Below are 22,476 nucleotides of genomic sequence, written 5' to 3'. Positions count from 1 at the left end.
ATCCGGTCAACGATACCGGGCCCGGGCGTCGACCACCGCCCGTGCACCGTAGGCTGCACGGGTGCCTCTGTTCTCCCGTTCCCGCCGGCTCCCGTTCGGCCGTCGCGACGCCCGGATCACCCTCCTCGACAAGCGGACGCTGCGCTACGAGCTCAGCGTCGACGACATCCCGCAGTCGGTGGTCTCCCTCGCGGATCCCCGCTTGCTCGAGTACCCGTACATCCGGCACATCGCCCGCGTGATCGACGCCGAGGCGCCGGCGGGCGAGGAGCTCTTCGTCGTCCACCTCGGTGCCGGCGCGCTGACGCTCCCCCGCTATGTCCAGGCGACGCGTCCGGGATCGCCGCAGCTCGTCGTCGAGTTCGAGCCGGAGCTGTACGCCGGGATGCTGGACGCGCTGCCGCTCCCGGACGGCCACCGGGTCGAGGTCCGCTTCGGTGATGCCAGGGCCGTCGCGGACGAGCCGATCGACGAAGCCACCACCACCGACGCGGACGTCACGGCGTGGCGGGACGCGAAGGTGACCGTCGTCGACCTCTGGGACGCCGCGGTGATCCATCGTCGGGTCGCGAGCCTCGAGTTCTACCGCCGGGTGGCGGCGCGGTCCGCGGCCGACGGCGTGATCGCGGTGAACCTCCTCGACGGCAGCCCCTTCGACTACTCCCGGCGCCAGGCGGCCACCCTCCTGACGGTGTTCGCTCACGTCGCCGTCGTCCTCGACTTCGATCCGGTCGACGACGAGGGCCCGCTCGGCAACGTCGTCGATCTTCGCGAGCGACAGCCAGCTTGCCGCCGTCACGCACCCGCAGTTGTTCGGCGCGCCGGCGCCCGTCCAGTTGCACGGCGATGCCCTGGCCGCCTGGATCGACGGAGCGACGATCATGACCGACGCCGACGGCGAGGACTCCCCCGACCCGGACGACCCCCGCTGGGACTGAGCGCCCTCCCTTTGCGCGCCCCCACGATTGCGCTACGGTGGGCGTAGCGCAACGGACCGACCCGACCGGATCCTGCCGCGCACGGAGGAGGTTGGTCGGTGCCCGTCTCCCGACGCGTCTCCCGCGCTCAACAGATGAGTGACCGCATCCTCGACGCAGCGCTCGACCTGATGCGATCCCGCGGCTCCGTCGCCGTCAACATCGAGGCGGTCGCCGAGACCACCGGTGTCGCGAAGACGACGATCTATCGGCGCTACCGCAACCGCTCCGAGCTGCTCACGGCGGCTGTTGCGCGCGCCATGGAGACCCCGGTCGAGATCCCGGAGGACCTCTCGACCTACGACACCTTCACCTGGCTGCTCCACGAAGCCCGGGCGATGATCGAGGACGTGGTGGGCCGGGGCACGATCGCGTCGATCCTGCTCCAGGACGACCCGGAGTTCTCGACGCTGCTCCGCGACCTCACGAGGAACCGGGCGCGCGCGCTGTCCAACCTGGTCGACGAACGGATCTCCACCGGCGATCTGAAGCCCGGACTCGACGGCCGCCTCGTCGCGACCCTCCTCCTCGGCGCGGTCCTCGGACAGCTCGTCCGCGGCGCCGACATGGACGACGACTGGGCGGACCAGGTCCTGTCCGTCCTCTGGCCGGCACTGGCCGCATGACGCGAGGCAGCACCCCGCCGCACGCTGCGGTGATCTACAACCCGACGCGCATCCAGCTCGAGCGCGTGACGAGGCTCGTCGACGCCGCGGCCGCCGAGGCCGGCTGGGGCCCGACGAGCTGGATCCCGACCCGCGAGCGGTCGACCGCGGTCGACCAGGTCGCGGAGGCGCTCGGAGACGGCGCGTCGCTCGTGATCGCCGCCGGCGGCGACGGGACGGTCCGCGAGGTGGCAGGGGCGATGCGTCACACCCGGACGCCGTTCGCCGTCGTCCCCGTCGGCACCGCGAACCTCTTCGCCCGGAACGCCGGGATCCCGATCGACACGGCCACCGCGGTGCGGGCCGCGTTCACCGGGGAGGACCGGAGCGTCGACGTCGGGGTCATCGAATATCGGAACCCCGACGGCGTCCGGCGCAGCACCCCGTTCCTCGTCATGTCGGGCTTCGGCGTCGACGCGGACATGGTGGCCTACGCCGACCCCGTCCTCAAGCGCCGCTTCGGCTGGATCGCCTACGTCGTCCCGATCATCCGCGGGCTCTTCCGCCGCGACCGCCCTCGCGTCTCCTGGAAGGAGGACGGCGGACCGATCCGGAGCGGACGGACGCACACGATGTTCGTCGGGAACTGCGGCACGGTCTCGGCGGGCCTCGACGTCCTCCCCGACGCACTCCTCGACGACGGTGTACTCGACGTCCTGATGGTGCGGTCCCTCGAGGGGTGGGACGGGGTCCGGGTCACGCGCTGGCTGCACCGCGCGAACAATCCCGTCGCCCGGTTCTCCAAGGGCAGACGGACACGGGGCAGCCGCGTGCAGCCGAGTGCCGTCGAGACGGCCGGCTCCGCCGGAGGTGCGCTCCGCTACCTGCGCGTGCGACGGATCGACGTGACGGTCTCACCGCCCGCCGAGTTCCAGGCAGACGGCGACGGCATCGGCCTGGTCTCGGCGGCCAGGCTGACCGTCGACCCCGGTGCGCTCATCGTCCGACTACCCGCGACGGCGGCGCGCTCGGGTCGGCTCCGGCCCTGAGCCCGCCCTTCGACAGGCTCAGGGACCGGAGGAACGGCTCAGGGACCGGAGGAACGGCTCAGGGACCGGAGACCGCGCATGGACCGGAGGAACGACTCAGTCCGCGAGGATCTTGCCGGGGTTGAAGTTCGAGCCGGGGTCAGCACTGTCGAAGAGGCCGCGCATGATCGCGACGCCCTCGGTCGAGATGTCCTGTTCCATCCACGGCGAGTGCTCGACACCGACCGCGTGGTGGTGCGAGAGCGTGCCACCGTGGTCGACGAAGGCCTGCTGGATCGCCGACTTGACCTGCTCGTACTCGCCGATCGGGTCGTCGCCGGTGATGAACGCGAAGGTGAAGTACAGGCACGCACCGGAGTGGTACGAGTGCGAGAGGTGGCACATGATCCACCCGTGCACCCCGAGCTTGTCGTACGCGGCGTTGGCGGCGTCGTTCGCGGCGTCGTAGACCTCCTGCAGGCGCGACCAGGGCGCTGCGGTCTCCGAGACGTCGGCCGCGGCTCCGCGGTCGAGGAGGAAGTCGCGCAGGTACGGGGTGTCGAACTTCTTCTGGTCGTAGAGGGCACCGGGGCCCTTGCCGACGCCGATGCCGCCGTGCTTCCGGACGATCGAGCCGACGAGGCCCTTCTCGTACCGCACGTGGGACGCGCTGCCCTCGTAGCCGATGAAGGAGAGGCACAGCTGCTCGAGGTCCCAGCCCCTGGCCGTGAGCACCTTCATGAGGCCCTTGGTGACCTGCGCCGAGACGCCGGTGCTGGCCTTGCGGGTCGCGAGCGAGAAGCCGCTCTCCCGGGCGTTCGACACCCGGGTGACCGAGGGGCTGGCGTCGCTCTCCGCGATCTCGTGCATCGCCGCGAGCCCGGCCTCCCAGGTGGGGAAGAAGTAGCCGAGGACCTCGCGGACGGCGGGCGTCCGGTGGACCTGCACGGTGACCTCGGTGATGATGCCGAGTCGACCCTCGCTGCCGATGATCATCTCGCGGACGCTCGGCCCGGTCGACGCACTCGGGACGGGGCGGATCGCCACGATGCCGTTCGGGCGCACCATCCGCAGGCCCTTGGTGATGTCGGCGATGTCGCCGTACTTGTCGGACTGCATGCCCGAGGAGCGGGTCGCGACCCATCCGCCGAGCGTGGAGTGCGTGAAGCTGTCGGGGAAGTGGCCCATCGTCCAGCCCTTGGCGCCCAGCTGCTCCTCGATCGAGGGGCCCTGCGCGCCGGCCTGGATGGTGGCGAGACCGGAGCCCTCGTCGATCGACAGGACGCGGTCGAGCCGGCCGAGGTCGAGCGAGATGATGACCCGCTCCTCCGTCGGCTGCGGGTCGAGCGAGCCGGCGATGTTGGTGCCACCGCCGAACGGGATGATCACGGCGTCTGCGGCGACGGCTGCAGCGACGACCGACGCGACCTCGGCCTCATCAGCCGGGTAGACGACGAGGTCGGGCGTGCGGGGCAGGTCGTTCGCGCGGATCCGGAGCAGGTCGCGGATGCTCTTGCCGTAGGTGTGGACGACGCGTTCCTGGTCGTCCGTGGTCACGTGCCCCTGACCGACGAGCGTCGAGAGCTCGGCGATGAACTCCTCGGACGCGCGCGATGCTGGGACGGTGAGCTCGTCGAAGCTGAGGTGTGCCTGCGCCGGCTTCCGGAGGTCGAGACCGACGGCCTGCTTCACGAACGGCGCGAAGTCCGGCTTGTTGCTGTGCTCGAAGGCGACCCCTTCGACTCCCCAGCCCCACCACTTCATGTGCTCCACAGACGTCATCCGGCTTCCTTTCGTGGTGTGTCGATCGAAACGTGTGCTCCCGGCTCGACCGAGGCGCGCAGCGCGACGATCTCGGCGACGACGCGGTCCATGAGCTGGACGGGCGTCTCGTTCGGCTGCGGGTGGATCGGTTGCCCGAAGACGACGCGCACCGGCGGTCGTCCGGGGACGGGCCAGTTGCGACCCTTCGGCATGGCGGAGTGGGTGCCGAGGACGGCCACCGGGAGGCAGGGGATGCCCTGGCGGGTGGCGAGTGCCGCGGCACCGGGCTTGAACCGGCCGAGCTCACCCGTCCGCGATCGGCCGCCCTCGGGGAAGATGAGGATCGGGACGCCGGCCTCGAGCAGCTCCCGTGACACGCCTGCACGCTTGCGGTCACCCGAGCGGTCGACCGGGAACGCGTTGAAGAAGAGGGCGGCGAAGATGCGGCGGGCGGGGACGTCGAAGAAGTAGTCGGCGGCGACACCGGCGGCGAGGTAGCGCGAGAGCCGACGCGGCATCGCCCCGACGACGAGCGGTGCATCGAGGTGCGACTGGTGGTTGGCGACGACGATGTACGGACCGGTCACGCCCGACAGGCGCTCGCGACCCGTCACCGTCACGCGGGTCAGCGACCAGACGAGCGGCTTCAACAGCAGACGCTGGGCGACGAACCGCGCGTTGGCGTGGAGGGAGGAGGTGAACCGCGGCTCTGCGGTCATCGGTGGGCTCCTGACTGGGCGGCGTTGGCGGCTCGACGGCTCGAGGACATCCGGCCGGAGATCCACCGGATGGACGCACGGGGCGCGAACTTGACGAGGGCCATGAGGGCCTTGAAGCGGAAGCTCGGGATGGAGACGACGACCCCTCTCCCGGCGTCGCGGAGGGCGTCGGCGACGAGCCGGTCCACATCGATCCACAGACCTGACGGGATCGATCGGGTGCTGATGCCGGCGCGATCGTGGAACTCGGTGCGGACCCACCCGGGGCACAGGGCCGTGACGCGGACACCCGAGCCGGCGAGCTCGACCGCGAGCGCCTCGGTGTAGGTGGTGACGAACGCCTTCACCGCCGAGTAACCGCCGGTGGTGATGTACCCCGCCGTGCTCGAGACGTTGATGATGGTGCCGCGTCCGCGTTCCCGCATGGCGCGGGCCGCGGCGCCCGAGAGCGTGGTGACGCTCCGGCACATGACCTCGATCGCGTTGTCGAGCTCGCTCGTGTCGGGATCGGTGAGGCGGGCGTGCACACCGAACCCGGCGTTGTTCACGACGACCTCGATCGGCGACGCCTGATCCTCGATCCGTGCGGCGAGTCTCGCGACGTCGGCGCGGTCCGAGAGGTCGGCACTGATCACCTCGACGGTGCGACCGGTCGCGCGCAGCCGCTCGGCCGATCGCTCGAGCCGCCCGACGTCACGGGCGACGAGCACCAGGTCGAAGCCCCGTCCGGCGAGCGCCGTGGCGAACGCGGCACCGATGCCGGACGTCCCACCGGTGACGAGAGCTGTAGCCATGGGGATCAGAATACGCTACGCGTTGCGTATCGTTGCAAGCTACAGTGATGAGGTCGGATCGTCACGGAACGGAGACGCCATGGTGAACCGGGATTCGCCGCGCGGAACAGCACCCGCGGCCCTCGAGGACGCGGAGCAGGAGAGCGCCATGCTGCGGCCTGCCCACGGGTTCAGCGTCCGCGACTACGCGAAGTCCGCCGTCGGCAGTCGTCGCAAGGAGATCGACGCCGCGGCCTTCGCCGAGACGCCGCTGAGTGCTGAGACGGTCGCGCTGCTCCGCGCCCTGTCGGACATCGAGCGCGCGACCATGCAGTACCTCCGCGGGGTGCTCGTCACCCCCACCCATAAGGACGCCAGAGTCACCGCGTTCCTCATCACCTGGGCGTACGAGAAATACTGGATCACCGACACCCTCGACACCGTCCTCAAGGCGAACGGGACCCCGCGCGACAAGACGCGTTCGACGGGTCTCCGGCGCACCGTCCACGGTGTGCGCGACCGCTTCGCGCCCATCGGCCAGGCCCTCATCGCGAACGTGCTCGGCGAGGACATCATCGCCTGGCACATGACGATCGGGACGATCGACGACCTCATCACCCACGCGGCCTACCGTGCGGTGCGCGAGCGCGAGCCGCACCCCGTGCTCGACCGCCTCGTCGACGAGATCCTCGAGACGAAGGCCCGGCACCTCGAGTTCTTCACCGCTCAGGCGAGCGACCGCCTCGCCGCATCGCCCCGTGCGCAGGGCATCACCCGTCGCCGCATCCGGAACGCCGTGTGGCCCACCGGCTCCGATGCGAACGGCCCCCGACAGACGGCGCGGTTCGCCGCGCTCGTGTTCCGCAGCACCGCCACCTGGAGCGACCCCGCCGTCCTCGGCATCGACGCGTCGATCGACGCGCTGCCCGGTCAGTCGGGCCTCCATCTCGCCGCCAGACTTGCCCGCCGCGGACGCCGCGGCAGCCTCGAGGAGAACCGATGACCGACAACCCCACCCCAGACGCCGAACAGCCCGACGCTCAGGAGCCGGAGGCTCAGCAGCCCGCCACCGCCCCGGATGCCCTCGACGGCGCGCACGTGCTCGTCACCGGCGGCACCGGCTTCCTCGGGCAGGCGGTGCTCGAGCGCCTGCTCGCCGATCACCCGACCACCCGCGTCAGCCTGCTCATCCGGAAGAAGGGGTCGGTCCGCGGGAGCGACCGTCTCCAGACCCTGCTCCGCAAGCCGGTGTTCAAGGCCTGGCGCGAACGCGTCGGCGCCGAAGCCGCTGCGGCGATCGTGGCCGAGCGCGTCAGTGTGATCGAGGGTGGCCTCGACGAGATGGCGCTGCCGGCCGACCTCGACGTCGTCATCCACAGCGCGTCGACCGTCTCCTTCGACCCGCCGATCGACGAGGCCTTCGCCACGAACGTCGGCGGCGCGACCACCCTGTACGCGGCGCTCGCGAAGAGCGGCGCGACCCCGCACGTCGTCCACGTCTCAACCGCCTACGTCGGCGGCACGCGGAAGGGCATCCAGCCGGAACGCAGCCTCGCGCACGACGTCGACTGGCGCGTCGAGGCCGAGGCCGCCCGCTCGGCACGCGTCCGCACCGAGGAGTCGTCCCGTCGTCCGGAGGTCCTGCGCAAGCTCATGCAGACCGCCCGTCGCGAGCACGGCAAGGCCGGCCCCCAGGCCGTCTCGAACGCCGCCGAGGCCGCACGCATCGCCTGGGTCGACGCCCGACTCGTCGCCCACGGCCGTGCACGCGCCGAGAGCCTCGGCTGGACCGACGTCTACACCTTCACGAAGGCGATGGCCGAGCGGGTCGCCGAAGAGCGCTGGGCCGGCGAGGGAAACCGACTCTCCGTCGTGCGCCCGTCGATCATCGAGAGTGCACTCGCGCACCCGTTCCCCGGCTGGATCGACGGCTACAAGGTCGCCGACCCGCTGATCATCGCCTACGGGCGCGGACAGCTGCCCGACTTCCCGGGCCTCCCCGACAGCGTGCTCGACATCATCCCCGTCGACTTCGTCGTCAACGCGATCCTCGCAGCGGCCCAGACCCCGCCGGAGCCGGCTGCGGCGCGCTACTTCCACGTGAGCTCCGGAGCCAGCAACCCGCTGCCGTTCCACAAGATGTACGCGAACGTGCACAGCTACTTCACGGAGCACCCGATCCCGGCGGACGCCGGTGACATCAGTGTGCCGACCTGGAACTTCCCCGGCGGGCGCGCGATCGAGCGCTCCATCGACCGGCGGCAGAAGGCGACGACGGCGGCCGGCCGGGTCGTCTCCCACCTGCCGGCGAACGCGACCACCCGCGGGTGGCAGGACCGGATCCGCAAGGCGTCGAGCGACCTCGGCTCGCTCCGCGACTTCACCGGGCTCTACCGCTCCTACGTGCAGAGCGAGATCGTCTTCGACGACCAGCGCACCCGTGCCCTGCACGCCTCGCTGACGCCCGAGCAGCAGGCGGACCGCGGGTTCGACGTCACCACGATCGACTGGGACGACTACTTCCAGCGCATCCACTTCCCCGCCGTCACGACCCTGACCCGCGCCTTCGCCAACCGCAAGGCGGGCGCCGCGAAGCAGCAGAAGATCCTGCCCGTGCGCGACGACGTCCTCGCGGTGTTCGACCTCGAGGGCACGGTGCTCGCCTGGAACCTCATCGAGCAGTACCTCTGGCTGCGGCTCGCCGCGACCTCGCGGTCGCGCTGGCCCATCGAGATCGCCGCGCTCGGCGCGTCCATGCCGGGGTACATCGGTGCTGAACTCCGCGACCGCGGTGAGTTCATCCGCACGTTCATGCGTCGCTACGAGGGCGTCGACGTGGCGCAGCTCGAGAAGATCGTCCGGGGCGGCTTCGGCAAGGCCGTCCGGTCCCGCCTCCTCCCCCAGGCGCTCGAGCAGATCGCCGCGCACCGGGCGGCCGGTCACCGGACGATCCTCGTCACCGGCACCATCGACCTCATGACGGCTCCGCTCGAGCCGTTCTTCGACGAGGTCGTGGCCGGGGCGATGCACGCCGAGAACGGACGCCTCACGGGTTACCTCGACAGCCCGCCGCTCGTCGACGAAGCGCGCGGCGCCTGGCTCACGCAGTACGCCGAGCAGCACGGCATGGACCTCGCGCACTCCTACGGCTACGGCGACTCCCATGCGGACGCCGCCTGGCTGCAGCTGGTCGGGAACCCGGTCGCCGTCAACCCCGACCACACCCTGTACAAGCTGGCGCAGGCCGGCCGGTGGACGGTGCGAGAATGGGCACGAACCACCGGAGGCGTCCGCTCCGAAGACGAACTGACCCGCGCACCGCGCCCCGCACAGCCGAGAGGAGAGCGGACGGCCGAGGACACGATCCCCGACCGCCCCACCGCACATGGCGTTTGACATCGACAAGTTCACCGAGACGAGTGTCTCGGTGAACTGGAGCGACCTCGACTTCGACGAGTTCAAGACGAACCCGCTCCCCGCTTCCACCCTGCGCAGCCTGCGCTACATGTGCGACATCGAGTACCACACGGTCTGCTACCTGCGCGACATGCTCATGACGCCGTCCCACGAGGACGACGACGTCGGCGCGTTCATGACGATGTGGAACCGTGAGGAGTTCTGGCACGGGGAGGCGCTCGCCGCCGTCCTCGCCGCCCACGACATCACGGTCGACTTCGACGAGCTCAAGGCGACGCGCCTGAAGCTCGGCTGGAAGGACCGCCTCGACCCCATCAAGCAGTCGATCCTCGGCAACCTCGTTGGCACCGACTTCATCGCGGTGCACATGAGCTGGGGCGCGGCGAACGAGTGGTCCGCGACCGCCGCGTACACCCGCCTCGCGCAGTTGGAGCGGCACCCGGTGCTCTCGGTGCTCCTCAAGCGGATCGCGAAGCAGGAGACGCGTCACGTGGCGTTCTACGCGAGCCAGGCCAAGGCGCGCCTGGAGTCGTCGAAGAGCGCACGTCGACTCACCCGCTTCCTGCTCCGCAAGGTGTGGGGCCCCGTCGGCTCGGGCGTCATGCCCGACTCCGAGGTCACGCACGTCATGGGCCACCTCTTCGGCGACGAGGACGGCCTGGCCGAGGTGCGCCGCATCGACGGGCACATCGCCAAGCTCCCCGGCATGGAGGGGCTCACGATCATCGAGAACTCGCTCCGCGTGCGCGGCGTCGCGGCCTGAACCGCGCCACCTCGCACAGCAGCCCCGGTCGGATCTCCGACCGGGGCTGCTTCGTGTCGTGCGGGCCGCGTCTCAGCTCTGCGAGACGATACGGGCGCCGTGGACCGGTCCGTGGGCACGGATGACCTTCAGCCCGGACGAGGCGAGCGTCACCTGCAGTTCGACGGCGTCGTCGGTGTCGGCAGCCAGGAAGGCGATCGTCGGCCCGGAGCCGGAGACGAGGCTGCCGAGGGCGCCCTGGGAGTCGCCGAACTCGAGCACCTCGCCCAGCACCGGGCGCAGCTGCAGCGCGGCGGCCTGCAGGTCGTTGTAGAGGACCTCGCCGAGGAGGTGGGCGTCGCCCGCCCGCAACGCCTGGAGCACCGCGGCGTCGACCGTCGGCTGGCGACCGGACGGAGAGATGTCGAGGATGTGCCGCGCCCGGTGGGCGTCGAGCTCCTGGTAGACCTGCGGGGTCGACATGCCGAAGTCGGCGAGGGCGAGCACCCACTCGAACTGCCCCTTGGCCAACGCACTGCTCAGTTGGTCGCCGCGGCCGGTGCCGACAGCGGTGCCGCCGAGCAGGGCGAAGGGCACGTCGGCGCCGAGGCGTGCCGCCAGCGCCAGGAGGTCGTCGCGGCTGCGTTCGGTCCCCCAGAGGGCGTCACAGGCGAGCAGCGTGGCCGCGGCGTCGGCTGAGCCGCCGCCCATCCCGCCGGCGACCGGCACGTGCTTCTCGATCTCGAGCCGGACACCGCCGCGGTACCCGGTCCGTCTCGCGAGGGCCTTCGCGGCGCGGATGGCGAGGTTGCTCGTGTCGGTCGGCACACCCGACACGTCCACCGAGCCGGAGAACGACACACTGAAGTCGTCGGCCGGGTACGCGTGCACGTCCTCGTACAGCGAGATCGCCTGGTACGCGGTCGCGACGTCGTGGTAGCCGTCGTCCATCACTTCGCCGACTTTGAGGAAGACGTTGATCTTCCCCGGTGCTCGCACGTGGACGTGCTTGAGGATGGCCTCGGTGGTCATTGTTCCAAGTTAGTCGATCGAGCAGGCGCCTCAGACCGCGTCACTTGTCGGAGGAGTCCGCCCAGATGTTGACGTCGGCGCCCTCCGCGAGTCGGTCGATCTCCTCGAGCTCCTCGGTCGTGAACGCGGGGCCGTCGAGCGCCGCCAGGTTCTCGTCGAGCTGCTCGGGGCGGGAGGCACCGATGAGGGCGGAGGTGATCGCGGGGTTGTTCAGGACCCAGGCGAGCGACATCTGCGCGAGGGTCTGCCCGCGCTCCACGGCGATGTCGTTGAGGGACCGGAGGCGGGTCGCCATCTCCTCGCTCACCTGGCGGTCGGGCAGGGAGGGACGGTTCGTCGCACGTTCGGCCGGGCCGTCGCCGAGGTACTTGTCGGTGAGCAGCCCCTGCGCGAGCGGCACGAACGCGATCGCGCCGAGGCCGGTCTCGGTCAGCACCTCGGTGAGGCCGTCCTCGACCCAGCGGTTGAGGATCGAGTACGACGGCTGGTGGATCACGAGCGGCGTGCCGAGCTCGCGAGCGACGGCGTGTGCGGCGGCCGTCCGCTCGGCCGAGTACGACGAGATGCCGACGTACAGGGCCTTGCCGGAGCGCACGATCGCGTCGAGCGCGCCCACGGTCTCCTCGATGGGCGTGACCTCGTCGACCCGGTGCGAGTAGAAGATGTCGACGTAGTCGAGACCCATCCGTTCGAGCGACTCGTCGAGGCTCGCGGTCAGGTACTTCTTCGAACCGAAGTTGCCGTACGGGCCTGGCCAGAAGTCGTAACCGGCCTTCGAGGAGATGATGAGCTCGTTGCGGTACGGACCGAAGTCCTCGCGCATCATGCGACCGAAGTTCGTCTCGGCGGAGCCGTAGGGCGGGCCGTAGTTGTTCGCGAGGTCGAAGTGGGTGATGCCGTGGTCGAACGCGTGGCGCAGGAGCGCGCGCTGCCCGTCGAACGGCCGGTTGTCGCCGAAGTTGTACCAGAGGCCGAGCGAGATCGGCGGGAGGAAGAGCCCCGAGGTGCCGACCTGGCGGTAGTCGTTCCGCGCGTAGCGGTCGTCCGCCGCGGCGTACGGGCGGTGGATGTCGGGGACGTTCAGCGGGAATCGAGCATCAGCGGTCATGCGCCAACGTTATCGTCCCGCACGCACGATCGACAGGAAGTCGTGGACCGTGAGCTCCTCGCCGCGTGCCGTCGGCTTCACTCCGGCGGCCTCCATCTGCTCCGTCGCGGCCTGGGAGCTGCCGAGGACGCTCCCGAGTGCCTGCCGGAGCATCTTGCGACGCTGCTGGAACGCCGCGTCGATGAGCGCGAAGGTCTTGATGCGCTCCTCCTCGGTGCCGATGACGTCGCTGCGCCGCTCGAATCCGACGAGCACGGAGTCGACGTTCGGGATGGGCCAGAACACCTGGCGGCTCACCTGGCCGGCGATGCGCCACGCGCCGTACCAGGCGGCCTTCGCGCTCGGTGCGCCGTAGACCTTGCTCCCCGGGCCGGCGGCGAGCCGGTAGCCGACCTCGGCCTGCACCATGACGACACCGGCCGTCAGCGAGGTGAAGTGCTCCAGGAAGTGCAGGAGGACGGGCACGGAGATGTTGTACGGCAGGTTGGCGACGAGTCGGTTGGGCTGCGCCGGGAGTTCCTCGATGCGCATCGCGTCCTCGTGGACGACCGACAACCGGTCGATCATGCCCGGTGCCATCTCCCCCACGGTGAGCGGCAGCTGCTTGGCGAGCCGACCGTCGATCTCGACGGCGACGACGCTCGCGTCGGCCTCGAGCAGGCCGAGCGTCAACGAGCCGAGGCCGGGGCCGATCTCGACGACGACGTCGCCCGGAGCGACGTGCGCGACCGACACGATCTTGCGGACGGTGTTCGCGTCGATGACGAAGTTCTGACCGAGCTTCTTCGTCGGCGTCACGTCCAGCAGGGTGGCGAGATCTCGGATCTCGGCGGGGCCGAGCAGGGCGACGGAGGCGGTCATCCCTCCAGTATCCCTGATCGGGGAGCCGGTCCTCGTCGGGCGACGGGCGCGAGGCTCGGTGACGGGCTCAGTCGCTCAGTCGGCCCAGGAGCCGTAGACGCGCTCGGTGTTCGTCGCGAGCTGCGTCGCGAACGCGGCGACGTCCTCACCCAGGTGCTGGGCCATGCCGCGCACCGTGTACGGGAGGAGGTACGGCGCGTTCGGCCGACCGCGGAACGGGGCGGGCGTGAGGTAGGGCGCGTCGGTCTCGACCATGATCAGCTCGCGGGGCATGATCGCGAGCGCCTCACGCAGCGGTGCGGCGTTCTTGAACGTGACCGTCCCGGCGAAGGAGGCGTACCAGCCGTGCTCGGCGCACAGCTCGGCGAGCTCCGGGCCGCCCGAGAAACAGTGGAAGACGGTGCGTTCCGGAGCGCCCACTCGGAGGAGCGTCTCGACGACCTCGTCGTGGGCGTCGCGATCGTGGATCTGCAGTGCGACACCGTGGCGCTTCGCGATGGCGATGTGCGCTTCGAACGATGCGAACTGCGCCGCGCGGCCGTCCTCCTCGGTGCGGAAGAAGTCGAGGCCGGTCTCGCCGACGGCGCGGACGCGAGGCTCCGCCGCCAGACGGTCGATCTCGGCCAGCGCCTCGTCCAGGGTGCCCGCGCGGTCGAGGTCCGGTGCGTCGTTGGGGTGGATCGCGACCGCCGCGAGCACGCGGGGGTCACGAGCGGCGATCGCCGCCGACCAACGCGAGGTCTCGACGTCGGTGCCGACCTGCACGATGCCGCGGACCCCGACGGAGGCCGCACGGTCCAAGTGCTCGGACGGGGTCAGCGGGGCGTCGCCGTCGGCGTGTTCGAGGTGCGTGTGGTTGTCGTAGACCGCGACCGGCAGCGCCTCAGGTGCCTCGGGGTAGCTCAGTTGCTTCCGCTCCCCCGCTTCGCGCTGCCGCAGGTGCGGTGTGGCGGCCGGATCCGGCGCGACGCCCCCGCTCATTCGGCGACGGCCTCGATCCGCGGGAACAGGGGCTCGAGCCCTGCCACCGAGGTGCCGGCGGGCAGCTGCCCCCAGGTGCCGACGTCGCCGATGCGCTGTGCGCCGAGCTCGCCGAGGGCGGCTTCAGCGCCGAGGGCGGACCACAGCTTGGTGGTCGCCTTCGGGACGAAGGGGTGGAGCAGGACCGACAGGGCGCGCAGGCCCTCGACCGCCGTGGCGAGCACGGTGCCGAGCCGCTCCCGCTTGGCCTCGTCCTTCGCGAGCGCCCACGGCTCCTGCTCGGTGATGTAGCCGTTCAGCTCGTCGACGATCCGCCAGATGGCCGCGAGCGCGTCCTGGATGGCGAGGCGCTCGATCGCGGCGTCGGCGTCCGCAGCAGCCCGGGCGACCGTCTCCTGGATGGCCACGTCGGCCGGTCCGGCGGGGCCGCTCGCCGGCACGACGCCGTCGAAGTACCGCGTCACCATGGCGAGCACGCGCGACGCGAGGTTGCCGAAGCCGTTCGCGAGCTCCGCCTGGTACCGCGCGGAGAGGTCCTCCCAGCTGAACGAACCGTCCTGCCCGAACGCGATGGCGCGCATGAAGTAGTAGCGGAACGCGTCGGATCCGAAGGTGTCGGTGATCTCACTCGGTGCGATACCGGTGAGCTTCGACTTCGACATCTTCTCGCCGCCGACGAGCAGCCAGCCGTGACCGAAGACCCGCTTCGGGACCTCGAGCCCGGCGGCCATGAGCATGGCCGGCCAGATGACCGCGTGGAACCGCAGGATGTCCTTGCCGACGATCTGCGTGGCGGGCCAGCGCTCGGCGAACGCCTCCTCGTCGGAGCCGTACCCGGCGGCGGTGATGTAGTTGAGCAGGGCGTCGAACCACACGTAGACGACGTGGCTCTCGTCCCACGGGACCTTGATGCCCCAGTCGAAGGTCGAGCGGGAGATGGACAGGTCTTTGAGCCCCTGGCGCACGAACTGGATGACCTCGTTGCGCGCCGACTCCGGCTGCACGAACTCCGGTCGCTCCTCGTAGAGGGCCAGCAGGCGCTCGGCGAAGTCGCTCATGCGGAAGAAGTAGTTGCTCTCCTGGAGCAGTTCGACCGGCTTCGAGTGGATCGCGCACACGAGCTGCCCGACGTACTCGCCGGTGCCCTGCACGAGGTCGCTCTCCTGCTTGTACTCCTCACAGCCGACGCAGTAGTACCCCTCGAACTCACCGGTGTAGATGAAGCCGGCGTCGTACAGGCGCTGGAGGAAGAGCTGGACGTTCTGTTCGTGCCGCACGTCCGTCGTGCGGATGAAGTCGTCGTTCGAGATGTCGATCGTGTCGAGCAGCGGGTACCAGGACTCGCTCACGAGCTTGTCGGCCCACTCCTTCGGCGTCACGCCGTTCGCGGTCGCCGTGCGCAGGATCTTCTGGCCGTGCTCGTCGGTCCCGGTCAGGAACCAGGTGCGGTCGCCGGCCTGACGGTGCCAGCGCGCGAGGACGTCCGCGGCCACCTCCGTGTAGGCGTGCCCGATGTGCGGGGCATCGTTGACGTAGAAGATGGGCGTGGTGATGTAGAACGAGGTGCCGTCGGCCATGGGGTCAATCCTAGGACGAGCGGGCGTCGCCACCGTGCCTGTTACGGCGCGGGACGCACCTGCGCGTCCGGCGACGCCTTCGGAGGCCGGGCTGCGAGGGCCGCCTGGTACAGGTCGCGCTTCGAGAGGCCGGTGGCCTCGGCGACCTCGTTGGAGGCGTCCTTCAGGCGTGTGCCCGAGGCCACGAGCGCGAGTACCTGCTCGAGCGCGGTGGCCGGATCGGCCTCGACGGCCTCAGCACCGGCGATGACGATGCAGATCTCGCCCTTCACACCCCCGGACGCCCATTCGGCCAGTTCAGCGGCCGTCCCCCGCTTGACCTCCTCGAACAGCTTGGTGAGCTCCCGGCACACGGCCACGCGACGATCGGCTCCGAGCACGGAGGCGATGTCCTCGAGGGAGGAGGCGAGTCGGTTGGGCGATTCGAAGAACACCATCGTGCGCGGCTCGGTCGCGAGCGCTCGGAGGCTGCTGCGTCGGTCGCCCGGCTTCCGCGGGAGGAACCCCTCGAAGGTGAAGCGGTCGGTCGCGAGGCCGGACACGGCGAGCGCCGTCACGACCGCCGACGGTCCGGGGATCGCGGTGACCTGGACGTCTGCGGCCGCCGCCGCGTCGACGAGGTGGAAGCCGGGGTCGGACACGGTCGGCATGCCGGCGTCGCTGAGCACGAGGACGTCGGTCTCACGGGCCAGTTCGACGATCTCGGCCGCGCGTTCGCGCTCGTTGTGGTCGTGCATGGCGATGAGCCGCGGCCGCGATTCCACACCGAGGGCGCGCAGCAGGTGGATGGCCGTCCGGGTGTCCTCGGCGACGATGACCTCCGCCGCGGCCAGCGCCTCCCGGAGTCGTGGCGACGCATCGCCGAGGTTGCCGATGGGGGTCGCTCCGAGGATGATCACCGGACCAGTCTCCCATCCGGTCGGGGTGGTTAGATGAGACGGTGTCGGTCGATCTTCTGGAAGCCCCTGTGACGGGATCCCGCCTCGACCGCTGGTGGGAGCGGATGCTCCGCACCGAGCGCCGCCGGAAGCTCTGGATCTGGGGCGGCCCAGCCGCCGTGACGCTCCTCGCGTTCGTGCTGCGGTTCTGGAACCTCGGTCACCCGCACTCGCTCGTCTTCGACGAGACCTTCTACGTGAAGGACTCGTGGTCGCTGTGGCTGAACGGCTACGAGAGCACCTGGCCGGACGGGGCCGACGAGGGCTTCGCGAACGGCGACGCGGGCAGCCCGAGCACGAATCCGTCCTACGTCGTGCACCCACCACTCGGCAAGTGGCTGATCGCGCTCGGCATCGCCGTGTTCGGCATCGACGACAGCACCGGGTGGCGCATCTCCACCGTGATCGCCGGAACGCTCGCGGTCCTGCTCGTCACGCTCATCGCCAAGCGGTTGTTCACCTCGTCGATCCTCGCCGTCCTGGCCGGGTTCCTGTTCGCGATCGACGGGCACGCGATCGTCATGGCCCGGGTCTCGCTGCTCGACAACTTCGTCATGTTCTTCGTGCTGGCGGGATTCGGCGCGATCCTGTTGGACCGGTCGTGGCACGCGTCACGCCTGGCGGCGAAGGTCGCGTCAGCCCGGGCGAGGGGCGCCGATCCGGCCTGGGGTCCCGTCCTCTGGTGGCGGCCGTGGCTGCTCGCCGCAGGGGTCGCGTTCGGCGCGGCCACCGCGGTCAAGTGGAACGGACTGTACTTCCTCGCCGCGTTCGGCGTGTACGTGATCGTCACGGATCTCCTGCTCCGCCGCCGACTGGGCCTCAGCCTGTGGGCGAGCGCGGCGGTCCTCAAGCAGGGCCCCGTGTCCTTCGTGACCCTCGTCCCCGTGGCCGCCGTCGTGTACCTCGCCAGCTGGACCGGGTGGATCAGGACGTCCGGCGGGTACGACCGCCAGTGGGCGGACGCGGTGGGCAACGCCTGGACCGGCACCTTCGCGTGGGTCCCCCACTGGTTCCAGAGCCTCCTGCACTACCACCAGAGCGCCTACAGCTTCCACGTCGGCCTCAGCACCCCGCACCCCTACGCCGCGAACCCGCTCGGCTGGCTGCTCATGATCCGGCCGACGAGCATGTACTACCAGTCCCCCGCCACCGGGACCGACGGCTGCGCGTGGGACGCCTGCTCCTCCGCGATCACCTCGATCGGCAACCCGCTCATCTGGTGGGGCGCCGCCGTCGCGCTCGGGTACTGCGTCTACCGGCTCGTCCGGTACCGCGAGTGGCAGGTCGGGCTGATCGTCCTCGGGGTCGCAGCGGGGTACCTGCCCTGGCTGCTCTACCTGAACCGGACGGTGTTCCAGTTCTACACGATCGTCTTCGAGCCGTACCTCATCCTGGCGCTCGTCTTCGCGATCGGGAAGATCCTCGGGTCCCGCGACGACCCGGAGGAACGACGGTTCGCCGGCGTCGGCGTCATCGGGGTGTTCGTGACCATCACGACGCTGTTGAGCATCTTCTGGTATCCGCTCTGGACCGCCATCACCGTGCCCTACTGGTTCTGGCACCTGCACGCCTGGTTGCCGTCATGGGTGTGACGGGAGGACGACGATGAAGGCGCTCCCAGGGGTGCTCGTCGCCGGTGCAGCGGCGCTCGCCGCCCTGGGCCTCCACACCCTCCTGCCGGTCGTCCCGCTGCTGACCGCGAGCGTCCTGCTCGGCATGGTGGTGGGCCAGCTCCCCGCGTTCCAGCGGCTCGCGGCGGGCGTCCTGAAGCCGGGACTCGGCATGAGCGCGAAACGGTTCATGCGGATCGGTGTCGTCCTGCTGGGGCTGAAGCTGAGCCTCGTCGACATCGCCGGCCTCGGGTGGGTCACGCTCGCCACCACGGTCGCGATCGTCGTCGTCACCTTCTTCGTCACCCTCTGGCTCGGCCGGAGACTCGGGCTCGCGGGCCCCGAACCGCTCCTCATCGCCACGGGCTTCTCCATCTGCGGCGCCTCCGCCATCGGCGCGATGAGCGGCGTCGTGAAGGCGAAGGACGAGGAGCAGGCGACGCCCGTCGCGCTCGTCACCCTCTGCGGGACCCTCGCGATCTTCGTCCTCCCGGCGCTCCGCGGCCCACTCGGGCTCAGTGACGAGCAGTTCGGTCACTGGGTGGGGGCGAGCGTGCACGACGTGGGTCAGGTCGTCGCGACCGCCCAGATCGCCGGCACGAGCGCACTCGCGATCGCCGTCGTCGTCAAGCTGACCCGCGTCGTGCTCCTCGCCCCCATGGTCGCCGCCGCCGCGACGATCGAGCGCCGCCGACTCCTGGCGGTGTCGGCCGGCGCCGGTGCTCAGGTCGATGCCGACGGGACCGCGACCGCAGCCCGACCGCCGATCGTCCCGCTGTTCGTCGCGGGCTTCATCGCCGCGGTCCTCGTCCGCACCCTGCTCCCGGTGCCCGAGCTCGTCCTCGACGTCGCCGACGGCGTGCAGACCGCACTGCTGGCGATGGCGCTCTTCGCACTCGGCGCCGCGATCCGCGTCCGCACGCTCGTCACCACCGGGTGGCGCGCGCTCGTCGTCGGGCTCGTCTCCTGGCTCCTCATCGCGGTGCTCGCGCTCGGAGCGGTGCACCTGGCCTGAGGAAGGGGTGCGTGCCCGACCAGCGCGGCTAGTGCTCGCCGCCCACGATCTTCAGGCCGATGACGCAGCCGATGAGCCCGAGGATGAGCAGCACCTTGACGACCGACAGCTGCTCGCCGCCGAAGGTCATGGCGTATCCGACGGTGAGCGCTGCGCCGATCCCGACCCAGACCGCGTAGGCGGTGCCCACCGGGATGTCGCGCATGGCCCAGGCGAGGCCGGCCATGCTGAGCACGAGCGCCCCCGCGAACGTCACGGTCGGCCAGAGCTTCGTGAAGCCCTCGGACTTGCCGAGCGCGGTGGCCCAGACGGCTTCCAGGACCCCGGACGCGATGAGTACGATCCAAGACATGACGATCACTCCCCAGTGGTCAGTCTTGTCGCGTTCCGGGTACTGCGCCCTCGTCCGGCAGCCCGATGAGGGCTGTGTCCCACACGATACGCCGACGCCCTGGGCAGGCCCTGTGCAGTGCGGTCGAATGCGACGCAATGTTGCAGCACGGTGAAGCGCTCGACGGTGCTCCGGTAGCGTGAACGCATGGCAGATCGTGAGTATGGCTTCCGCACGCGTGCGATCCACGCGGGCAACATCCCCGACCAGGTGACCGGCGCACGGGCGCTGCCCATCTACCAGTCGAGCGCCTTCGTCTTCGACGACACCGCCGACGCCGCCGCCCGCTTCGCCCTGCAGAAGTACGGGAACATCTACTCCCGCCTCGCCAACCCGACGGTCGCGAGCTTCGAGGAGCGCATCGCCAGCCTCGAGGGCGGCCTCGGTGCCGTCGCGACCGCCTCCGGCCTCGCCGCGCAGTACATCACCTTCGCCTCGCTGGCCGGACAGGGCGACCACATCGTCGCCTCGGCCAACCTCTACGGCGGTTCGATCACCCAGCTCGACGTCACCCTCCGCCGGTTCGGCATCGAGACCACCTTCGTGCAGTCCTCCGACGCCGCCGACTACGCCGCCGCCATCCAGGAGAACACGAAGCTCGTCTTCGCCGAGACGGTCGCGAACCCCTCGGGCGAGATCGCCGACATCGAGGGCCTCGCCGACGTCGCGCACGCACACGGCATTCCGCTCATCATCGACTCGACCATCGCGACGCCCTACCTCAACCGCCCGATCGAGTGGGGCGCCGACATCGTCACGCACTCGGCCACCAAGTTCCTCGGCGGCCACGGCACGACCCTCGGTGGCGTCGTCGTCGAGAGCGGGCGCTTCGACTGGAACACCGACAAGTTCCCCCTGTTCGGCCAGCCCGTCCCGAGCTACGGCGGCCTGCAGTGGTCGGGCAACTTCGGCGAGTACGCCTTCCTCACCCGGCTGCGCGCCGAGCAGCTCCGCGACATCGGTCCGGCGCTCGCACCGCACTCGGCCTTCCTCCTCGCCCAGGGTGTCGAGACGCTGCCGTTCCGGATCCAGGCCCACGTCGACAACGCGCGGATCGTCGCCGAGTGGCTCGACGCCGACCCGCGCATCGCCGCCGTCAACTGGGCCGGACTCCCGGCCCACCCGCACCACGAGCGCGCGAACAAGTACCTGCCGAAGGGACCGGGCTCGGTCTTCAGCTTCGAGGTGAAGGGTGGCCGTCAGGTCGGCCAGAAGCTCATCGAGTCCGTCGACCTCGCGAGCCACCTGGCGAACATCGGCGACGCGAAGACGCTCATCATCCACCCCGCATCGACGACGCACGCGCAGCTGTCCGACCAGCAGCTCGTCGACGCCGGTGTGCTGCCGGGCATCGTCCGGCTGAGCGTCGGTATCGAGGACCCTGACGACATCATCTACGACCTCGACCAGGCGCTCGCCGCAGCGGTGAAGGAGTAGTGGCATGAGCACTTCGACAAGCTCAGTGACCGTTGTGGACGCGACCGTGACCGGTGTGGACGCGACAGTGACCGGTGTGGATGCGACCGCGACCGAGACCGACCAGGACGCGACCGAGACGGTCCGGCTCACCAACGGTCTCACCTGCTCGCTGCCCGCCGATTCGCCGCTCGCGAAGCTGCTGCGTTCGCAGCGCACGTGGGCGGGCCCCGACGCGAAGGCCCGCCTGAAGCTCCTCCGCGAGGCGAAGTCCGTCGCGATCGTCGGCGCCTCCCCGAACCCGGCGCGTTCCTCGTACTTCGTGGGCACCTACCTGCAGCAGTCGAGCGACTTCACGATCTACTTCGTGAACCCGAACGCCACGGAGATCCTCGGTCAGCCCGCCTACCCCGACCTCGCCTCCCTGCCGGAGGTACCCGACATCGTCGACGTCTTCCGCAAGGCGAGCGACATCCCCCAGGTCATCGACGAGGTCGTCGCCATCGGAGCACCGACCGTCTGGGTGCAGCTCGGCATCTGGAACCAGGAGGCCGCCGAGTACGGCGAGTCGAAGGGTCTGAACGTCGTGATGGACCGCTGCATCAAGGTGGAGCACGCCCGGTTCCACGGTGGCCTCCACCTGCTCGGCTTCGACACCGGGCAGATCACCGCCCGCAAGACCCTGCGCTGAGGGCTCCCCCACCCGTTCCCTGAGCGTGTCGACGGACCGCACTTCGACAGGCTCAGTGACCGGGCCGGTCCAAGTAACGAGCCCTGGATACACTCGTGACGTGCCTGCGTCGAACCTCCGAGTGACCGTCCTGGGGCCGGTGCTCGTCGAGGGACGCACCGGTCGGCTCGTCGAACCCGGCGGCCGGCTCGCCAAAGCGCTGGTGACGATCCTGGTGCTCGCGGACGGGCGCGCCGTGTCGACGGCCGCCCTCATCGACGAGCTGTGGGACGACGCACCGCCCGCAGGTGCCAAAGCCGCGCTGCAGACCCTGGTCTCACGGGTGCGCGCCGTGTCGGCGCCGGACCTCATCGACTCCTCGGCCGCCGGCTATCGACTGTCGATCGACCAGTCCCTGGTCGACCTCCACGTCGCCGCGCAGGCGGCCGATGCGGCGTCGACGGCCATCCGCGCCGCCGACCCGCACACCGCGGGCACGCTCGCCCGGGACGCGCTCCTCCTCTGGACCGGTGATCCAGGCGCTGAACTGGACGGCCCGCTCGGCGACGAGCTGGCGCACCGCGCGGCGCGGCTCCGCGACGACCTGCGCCGGGTGCGTGCCCAGAGCCGCCTCGAGCTCGGCGACGGCGCGGCCGTCATCACCGATCTCGAGGCGCTCGTCGCCGCCGATCCACTCGACGACGCCACCCAGCTGATGCTCTTCAACGCCTACGCGCAGAGCGGACGTCGCTCCGACGCGATGCAGCTCTTCGCAGACCACCGTCACCGGCTCCGGGACGAACTCGGTGCCGACCCGACGTCGGCGCTGGTCGCGGCACACGCGGCGCTCCT

General features: G+C 70.3%; 20 protein-coding genes, 1 pseudogene and 1 riboswitch. Of the genes and pseudogenes, 11 read left to right on the top strand and 10 right to left on the bottom strand.

Annotated elements, in window-relative coordinates; genetic code table 11:
* Positions 1–61: 61 nt before the first annotated feature.
* From AC5JOC_RS06665 to AC5JOC_RS06655, 3 genes are all read left to right on the top strand, one after another.
* Positions 62–985, top strand: coding sequence for a spermidine synthase (locus AC5JOC_RS06665; protein ID WP_494245850.1), 924 nt, complete (start codon positions 62–64; stop codon positions 983–985).
* Positions 986–1,072: 87 nt separating this feature from the next.
* On the top strand, positions 1,073–1,603 hold the full coding sequence (locus AC5JOC_RS06660; protein WP_192005286.1) for a TetR/AcrR family transcriptional regulator: 531 nt from the start codon (positions 1,073–1,075) through the stop codon (positions 1,601–1,603).
* Complete coding sequence (locus AC5JOC_RS06655; RefSeq protein WP_494245848.1) at positions 1,600–2,631, top strand: diacylglycerol/lipid kinase family protein; 1,032 nt, start codon at positions 1,600–1,602, stop codon at positions 2,629–2,631. Before AC5JOC_RS06660 ends, AC5JOC_RS06655 begins: the two co-directional genes overlap by 4 nt.
* Before the next feature lie 96 nt (positions 2,632–2,727).
* Here the strand turns inward: AC5JOC_RS06655 and AC5JOC_RS06650 are convergent, their stop codons facing one another.
* Genes AC5JOC_RS06650 through AC5JOC_RS06640 form a run of 3 tightly spaced genes read right to left on the bottom strand, consistent with a single transcriptional unit; the run spans position 2,728 to position 5,887 of the window.
* The gene (locus tag AC5JOC_RS06650) at positions 2,728–4,392 is read right to left on the bottom strand and encodes an FAD-binding oxidoreductase (RefSeq protein ID WP_192005288.1); all 1,665 of its coding nucleotides are present in this window, start codon (positions 4,390–4,392) and stop codon (positions 2,728–2,730) included.
* Entirely contained in the window at positions 4,389–5,093 is a 705-nt protein-coding gene (locus AC5JOC_RS06645; protein WP_192005289.1) for a lysophospholipid acyltransferase family protein, read from the bottom strand. The genes AC5JOC_RS06650 and AC5JOC_RS06645 overlap by 4 nt, the downstream gene beginning before the upstream one ends.
* Positions 5,090–5,887, bottom strand: a complete 798-nt coding sequence (locus AC5JOC_RS06640) for an SDR family NAD(P)-dependent oxidoreductase (RefSeq protein ID WP_494245845.1) — start codon at positions 5,885–5,887, stop codon at positions 5,090–5,092. Before AC5JOC_RS06640 ends, AC5JOC_RS06645 begins: the two co-directional genes overlap by 4 nt.
* Positions 5,888–5,966: 79 nt before the next feature.
* Here AC5JOC_RS06640 and AC5JOC_RS06635 point away from each other — a divergent pair, with 79 nt between their 5' ends.
* Genes AC5JOC_RS06635 through AC5JOC_RS06625 form a run of 3 tightly spaced genes read left to right on the top strand, consistent with a single transcriptional unit; the run spans position 5,967 to position 10,046 of the window.
* The gene (locus tag AC5JOC_RS06635; protein ID WP_229938712.1) at positions 5,967–6,869 is read left to right on the top strand and encodes a hypothetical protein; all 903 of its coding nucleotides are present in this window, start codon (positions 5,967–5,969) and stop codon (positions 6,867–6,869) included.
* Complete coding sequence (locus AC5JOC_RS06630) at positions 6,866–9,262, top strand: SDR family oxidoreductase (protein WP_494245843.1); 2,397 nt, start codon at positions 6,866–6,868, stop codon at positions 9,260–9,262. Before AC5JOC_RS06635 ends, AC5JOC_RS06630 begins: the two co-directional genes overlap by 4 nt.
* Complete coding sequence (locus tag AC5JOC_RS06625; protein WP_124768945.1) at positions 9,252–10,046, top strand: ferritin family protein; 795 nt, start codon at positions 9,252–9,254, stop codon at positions 10,044–10,046. The genes AC5JOC_RS06630 and AC5JOC_RS06625 overlap by 11 nt, the downstream gene beginning before the upstream one ends.
* Positions 10,047–10,118: 72 nt before the next feature.
* On the opposite strand, the gene AC5JOC_RS06620 is transcribed toward AC5JOC_RS06625, so the two are convergent.
* From AC5JOC_RS06620 to rsmI, 6 genes are all read right to left on the bottom strand, one after another.
* The gene (locus tag AC5JOC_RS06620; RefSeq protein WP_064296493.1) at positions 10,119–11,057 is read right to left on the bottom strand and encodes a 4-(cytidine 5'-diphospho)-2-C-methyl-D-erythritol kinase; all 939 of its coding nucleotides are present in this window, start codon (positions 11,055–11,057) and stop codon (positions 10,119–10,121) included.
* 40 nt (positions 11,058–11,097) lie between these two features.
* Positions 11,098–12,165, bottom strand: a complete 1,068-nt coding sequence (gene mgrA, locus AC5JOC_RS06615; RefSeq protein ID WP_064296494.1) for an L-glyceraldehyde 3-phosphate reductase — start codon at positions 12,163–12,165, stop codon at positions 11,098–11,100.
* Positions 12,166–12,174: 9 nt separating this feature from the next.
* The gene (gene rsmA, locus AC5JOC_RS06610) at positions 12,175–13,026 is read right to left on the bottom strand and encodes a 16S rRNA (adenine(1518)-N(6)/adenine(1519)-N(6))-dimethyltransferase RsmA (RefSeq protein ID WP_079705445.1); all 852 of its coding nucleotides are present in this window, start codon (positions 13,024–13,026) and stop codon (positions 12,175–12,177) included.
* A gap of 75 nt (positions 13,027–13,101) precedes the next feature.
* Entirely contained in the window at positions 13,102–14,007 is a 906-nt protein-coding gene (locus AC5JOC_RS06605) for a TatD family hydrolase (protein WP_274499613.1), read from the bottom strand.
* Positions 14,004–15,584: a methionine--tRNA ligase gene (gene metG / locus AC5JOC_RS06600; protein WP_430891513.1), complete on the bottom strand. Its 1,581-nt coding sequence runs from the start codon at positions 15,582–15,584 to the stop codon at positions 14,004–14,006. Before metG ends, AC5JOC_RS06605 begins: the two co-directional genes overlap by 4 nt.
* A 41-nt stretch (positions 15,585–15,625) precedes the next feature.
* A complete protein-coding gene (gene rsmI, locus AC5JOC_RS06595; RefSeq protein ID WP_124768941.1) occupies positions 15,626–16,483 on the bottom strand; it encodes a 16S rRNA (cytidine(1402)-2'-O)-methyltransferase in 858 nt (285 codons plus the stop codon).
* Positions 16,484–16,551: 68 nt separating this feature from the next.
* On the opposite strand from rsmI, the gene AC5JOC_RS06590 reads away from it, so the two are divergent.
* The gene (locus AC5JOC_RS06590; protein WP_229938717.1) at positions 16,552–18,114 is read left to right on the top strand and encodes a dolichyl-phosphate-mannose--protein mannosyltransferase; all 1,563 of its coding nucleotides are present in this window, start codon (positions 16,552–16,554) and stop codon (positions 18,112–18,114) included.
* Positions 18,115–18,127: 13 nt separating this feature from the next.
* The gene (locus tag AC5JOC_RS06585; protein WP_191940733.1) at positions 18,128–19,147 is read left to right on the top strand and encodes a YeiH family protein; all 1,020 of its coding nucleotides are present in this window, start codon (positions 18,128–18,130) and stop codon (positions 19,145–19,147) included.
* Between the two features lie 28 nt (positions 19,148–19,175).
* Here AC5JOC_RS06585 and AC5JOC_RS06580 read toward each other — a convergent pair whose 3' ends face one another.
* Positions 19,176–19,499, bottom strand: a complete 324-nt coding sequence (locus AC5JOC_RS06580; protein ID WP_079003866.1) for a DMT family transporter — start codon at positions 19,497–19,499, stop codon at positions 19,176–19,178.
* A 14-nt stretch (positions 19,500–19,513) separates the two neighbouring features.
* A riboswitch (guanidine-III (ykkC-III) riboswitch) is annotated at positions 19,514–19,577 on the bottom strand.
* A gap of 108 nt (positions 19,578–19,685) precedes the next feature.
* Here AC5JOC_RS06580 and AC5JOC_RS06575 point away from each other — a divergent pair.
* The 3 genes and pseudogenes from AC5JOC_RS06575 to AC5JOC_RS06565 all read left to right on the top strand — a co-directional run.
* Positions 19,686–20,975: an O-acetylhomoserine aminocarboxypropyltransferase/cysteine synthase family protein gene (locus AC5JOC_RS06575; RefSeq protein WP_079705440.1), complete on the top strand. Its 1,290-nt coding sequence runs from the start codon at positions 19,686–19,688 to the stop codon at positions 20,973–20,975.
* Between the two features lie 178 nt (positions 20,976–21,153).
* On the top strand, positions 21,154–21,645 hold the full coding sequence (locus AC5JOC_RS06570) for a CoA-binding protein (protein ID WP_370282230.1): 492 nt from the start codon (positions 21,154–21,156) through the stop codon (positions 21,643–21,645).
* Positions 21,584–22,417: pseudogene (locus tag AC5JOC_RS06565) on the top strand (AfsR/SARP family transcriptional regulator); the annotation flags it as partial. The gene AC5JOC_RS06570 and the pseudogene AC5JOC_RS06565, both read left to right, overlap by 62 nt.
* Positions 22,418–22,476 lie beyond the last annotated feature (59 nt).

Source organism: Plantibacter sp., assembly GCF_059073635.1.
This window is presented reverse-complemented; position numbering and strand designations above follow the sequence as displayed.

Bases quoted from the DNA above. Each gene is read 5' to 3' on its own strand.
- AC5JOC_RS06585 (WP_191940733.1), top strand. From the start codon at position 18,128: ATGAAGGCGCTCCCAGGGGTGCTCGTCGCCGGTGCAGCGGCGCTCGCC.
- AC5JOC_RS06625 (WP_124768945.1), top strand. From the start codon at position 9,252: ATGGCGTTTGACATCGACAAGTTCACCGAGACGAGTGTCTCGGTGAAC.
- AC5JOC_RS06640 (WP_494245845.1), bottom strand. From the start codon at position 5,887: ATGGCTACAGCTCTCGTCACCGGTGGGACGTCCGGCATCGGTGCCGCG.
- AC5JOC_RS06660 (WP_192005286.1), top strand. From the start codon at position 1,073: ATGAGTGACCGCATCCTCGACGCAGCGCTCGACCTGATGCGATCCCGC.
- AC5JOC_RS06630 (WP_494245843.1), top strand. From the start codon at position 6,866: ATGACCGACAACCCCACCCCAGACGCCGAACAGCCCGACGCTCAGGAG.
- mgrA (WP_064296494.1), bottom strand. From the start codon at position 12,165: ATGACCGCTGATGCTCGATTCCCGCTGAACGTCCCCGACATCCACCGC.
- AC5JOC_RS06650 (WP_192005288.1), bottom strand. From the start codon at position 4,392: ATGACGTCTGTGGAGCACATGAAGTGGTGGGGCTGGGGAGTCGAAGGG.
- metG (WP_430891513.1), bottom strand. From the start codon at position 15,584: ATGGCCGACGGCACCTCGTTCTACATCACCACGCCCATCTTCTACGTC.
- AC5JOC_RS06655 (WP_494245848.1), top strand. From the start codon at position 1,600: ATGACGCGAGGCAGCACCCCGCCGCACGCTGCGGTGATCTACAACCCG.
- AC5JOC_RS06635 (WP_229938712.1), top strand. From the start codon at position 5,967: ATGGTGAACCGGGATTCGCCGCGCGGAACAGCACCCGCGGCCCTCGAG.
- AC5JOC_RS06575 (WP_079705440.1), top strand. From the start codon at position 19,686: ATGGCAGATCGTGAGTATGGCTTCCGCACGCGTGCGATCCACGCGGGC.
- AC5JOC_RS06620 (WP_064296493.1), bottom strand. From the start codon at position 11,057: ATGACCACCGAGGCCATCCTCAAGCACGTCCACGTGCGAGCACCGGGG.
- rsmA (WP_079705445.1), bottom strand. From the start codon at position 13,026: ATGACCGCCTCCGTCGCCCTGCTCGGCCCCGCCGAGATCCGAGATCTC.
- AC5JOC_RS06605 (WP_274499613.1), bottom strand. From the start codon at position 14,007: ATGAGCGGGGGCGTCGCGCCGGATCCGGCCGCCACACCGCACCTGCGG.
- AC5JOC_RS06645 (WP_192005289.1), bottom strand. From the start codon at position 5,093: ATGACCGCAGAGCCGCGGTTCACCTCCTCCCTCCACGCCAACGCGCGG.
- AC5JOC_RS06580 (WP_079003866.1), bottom strand. From the start codon at position 19,499: ATGTCTTGGATCGTACTCATCGCGTCCGGGGTCCTGGAAGCCGTCTGG.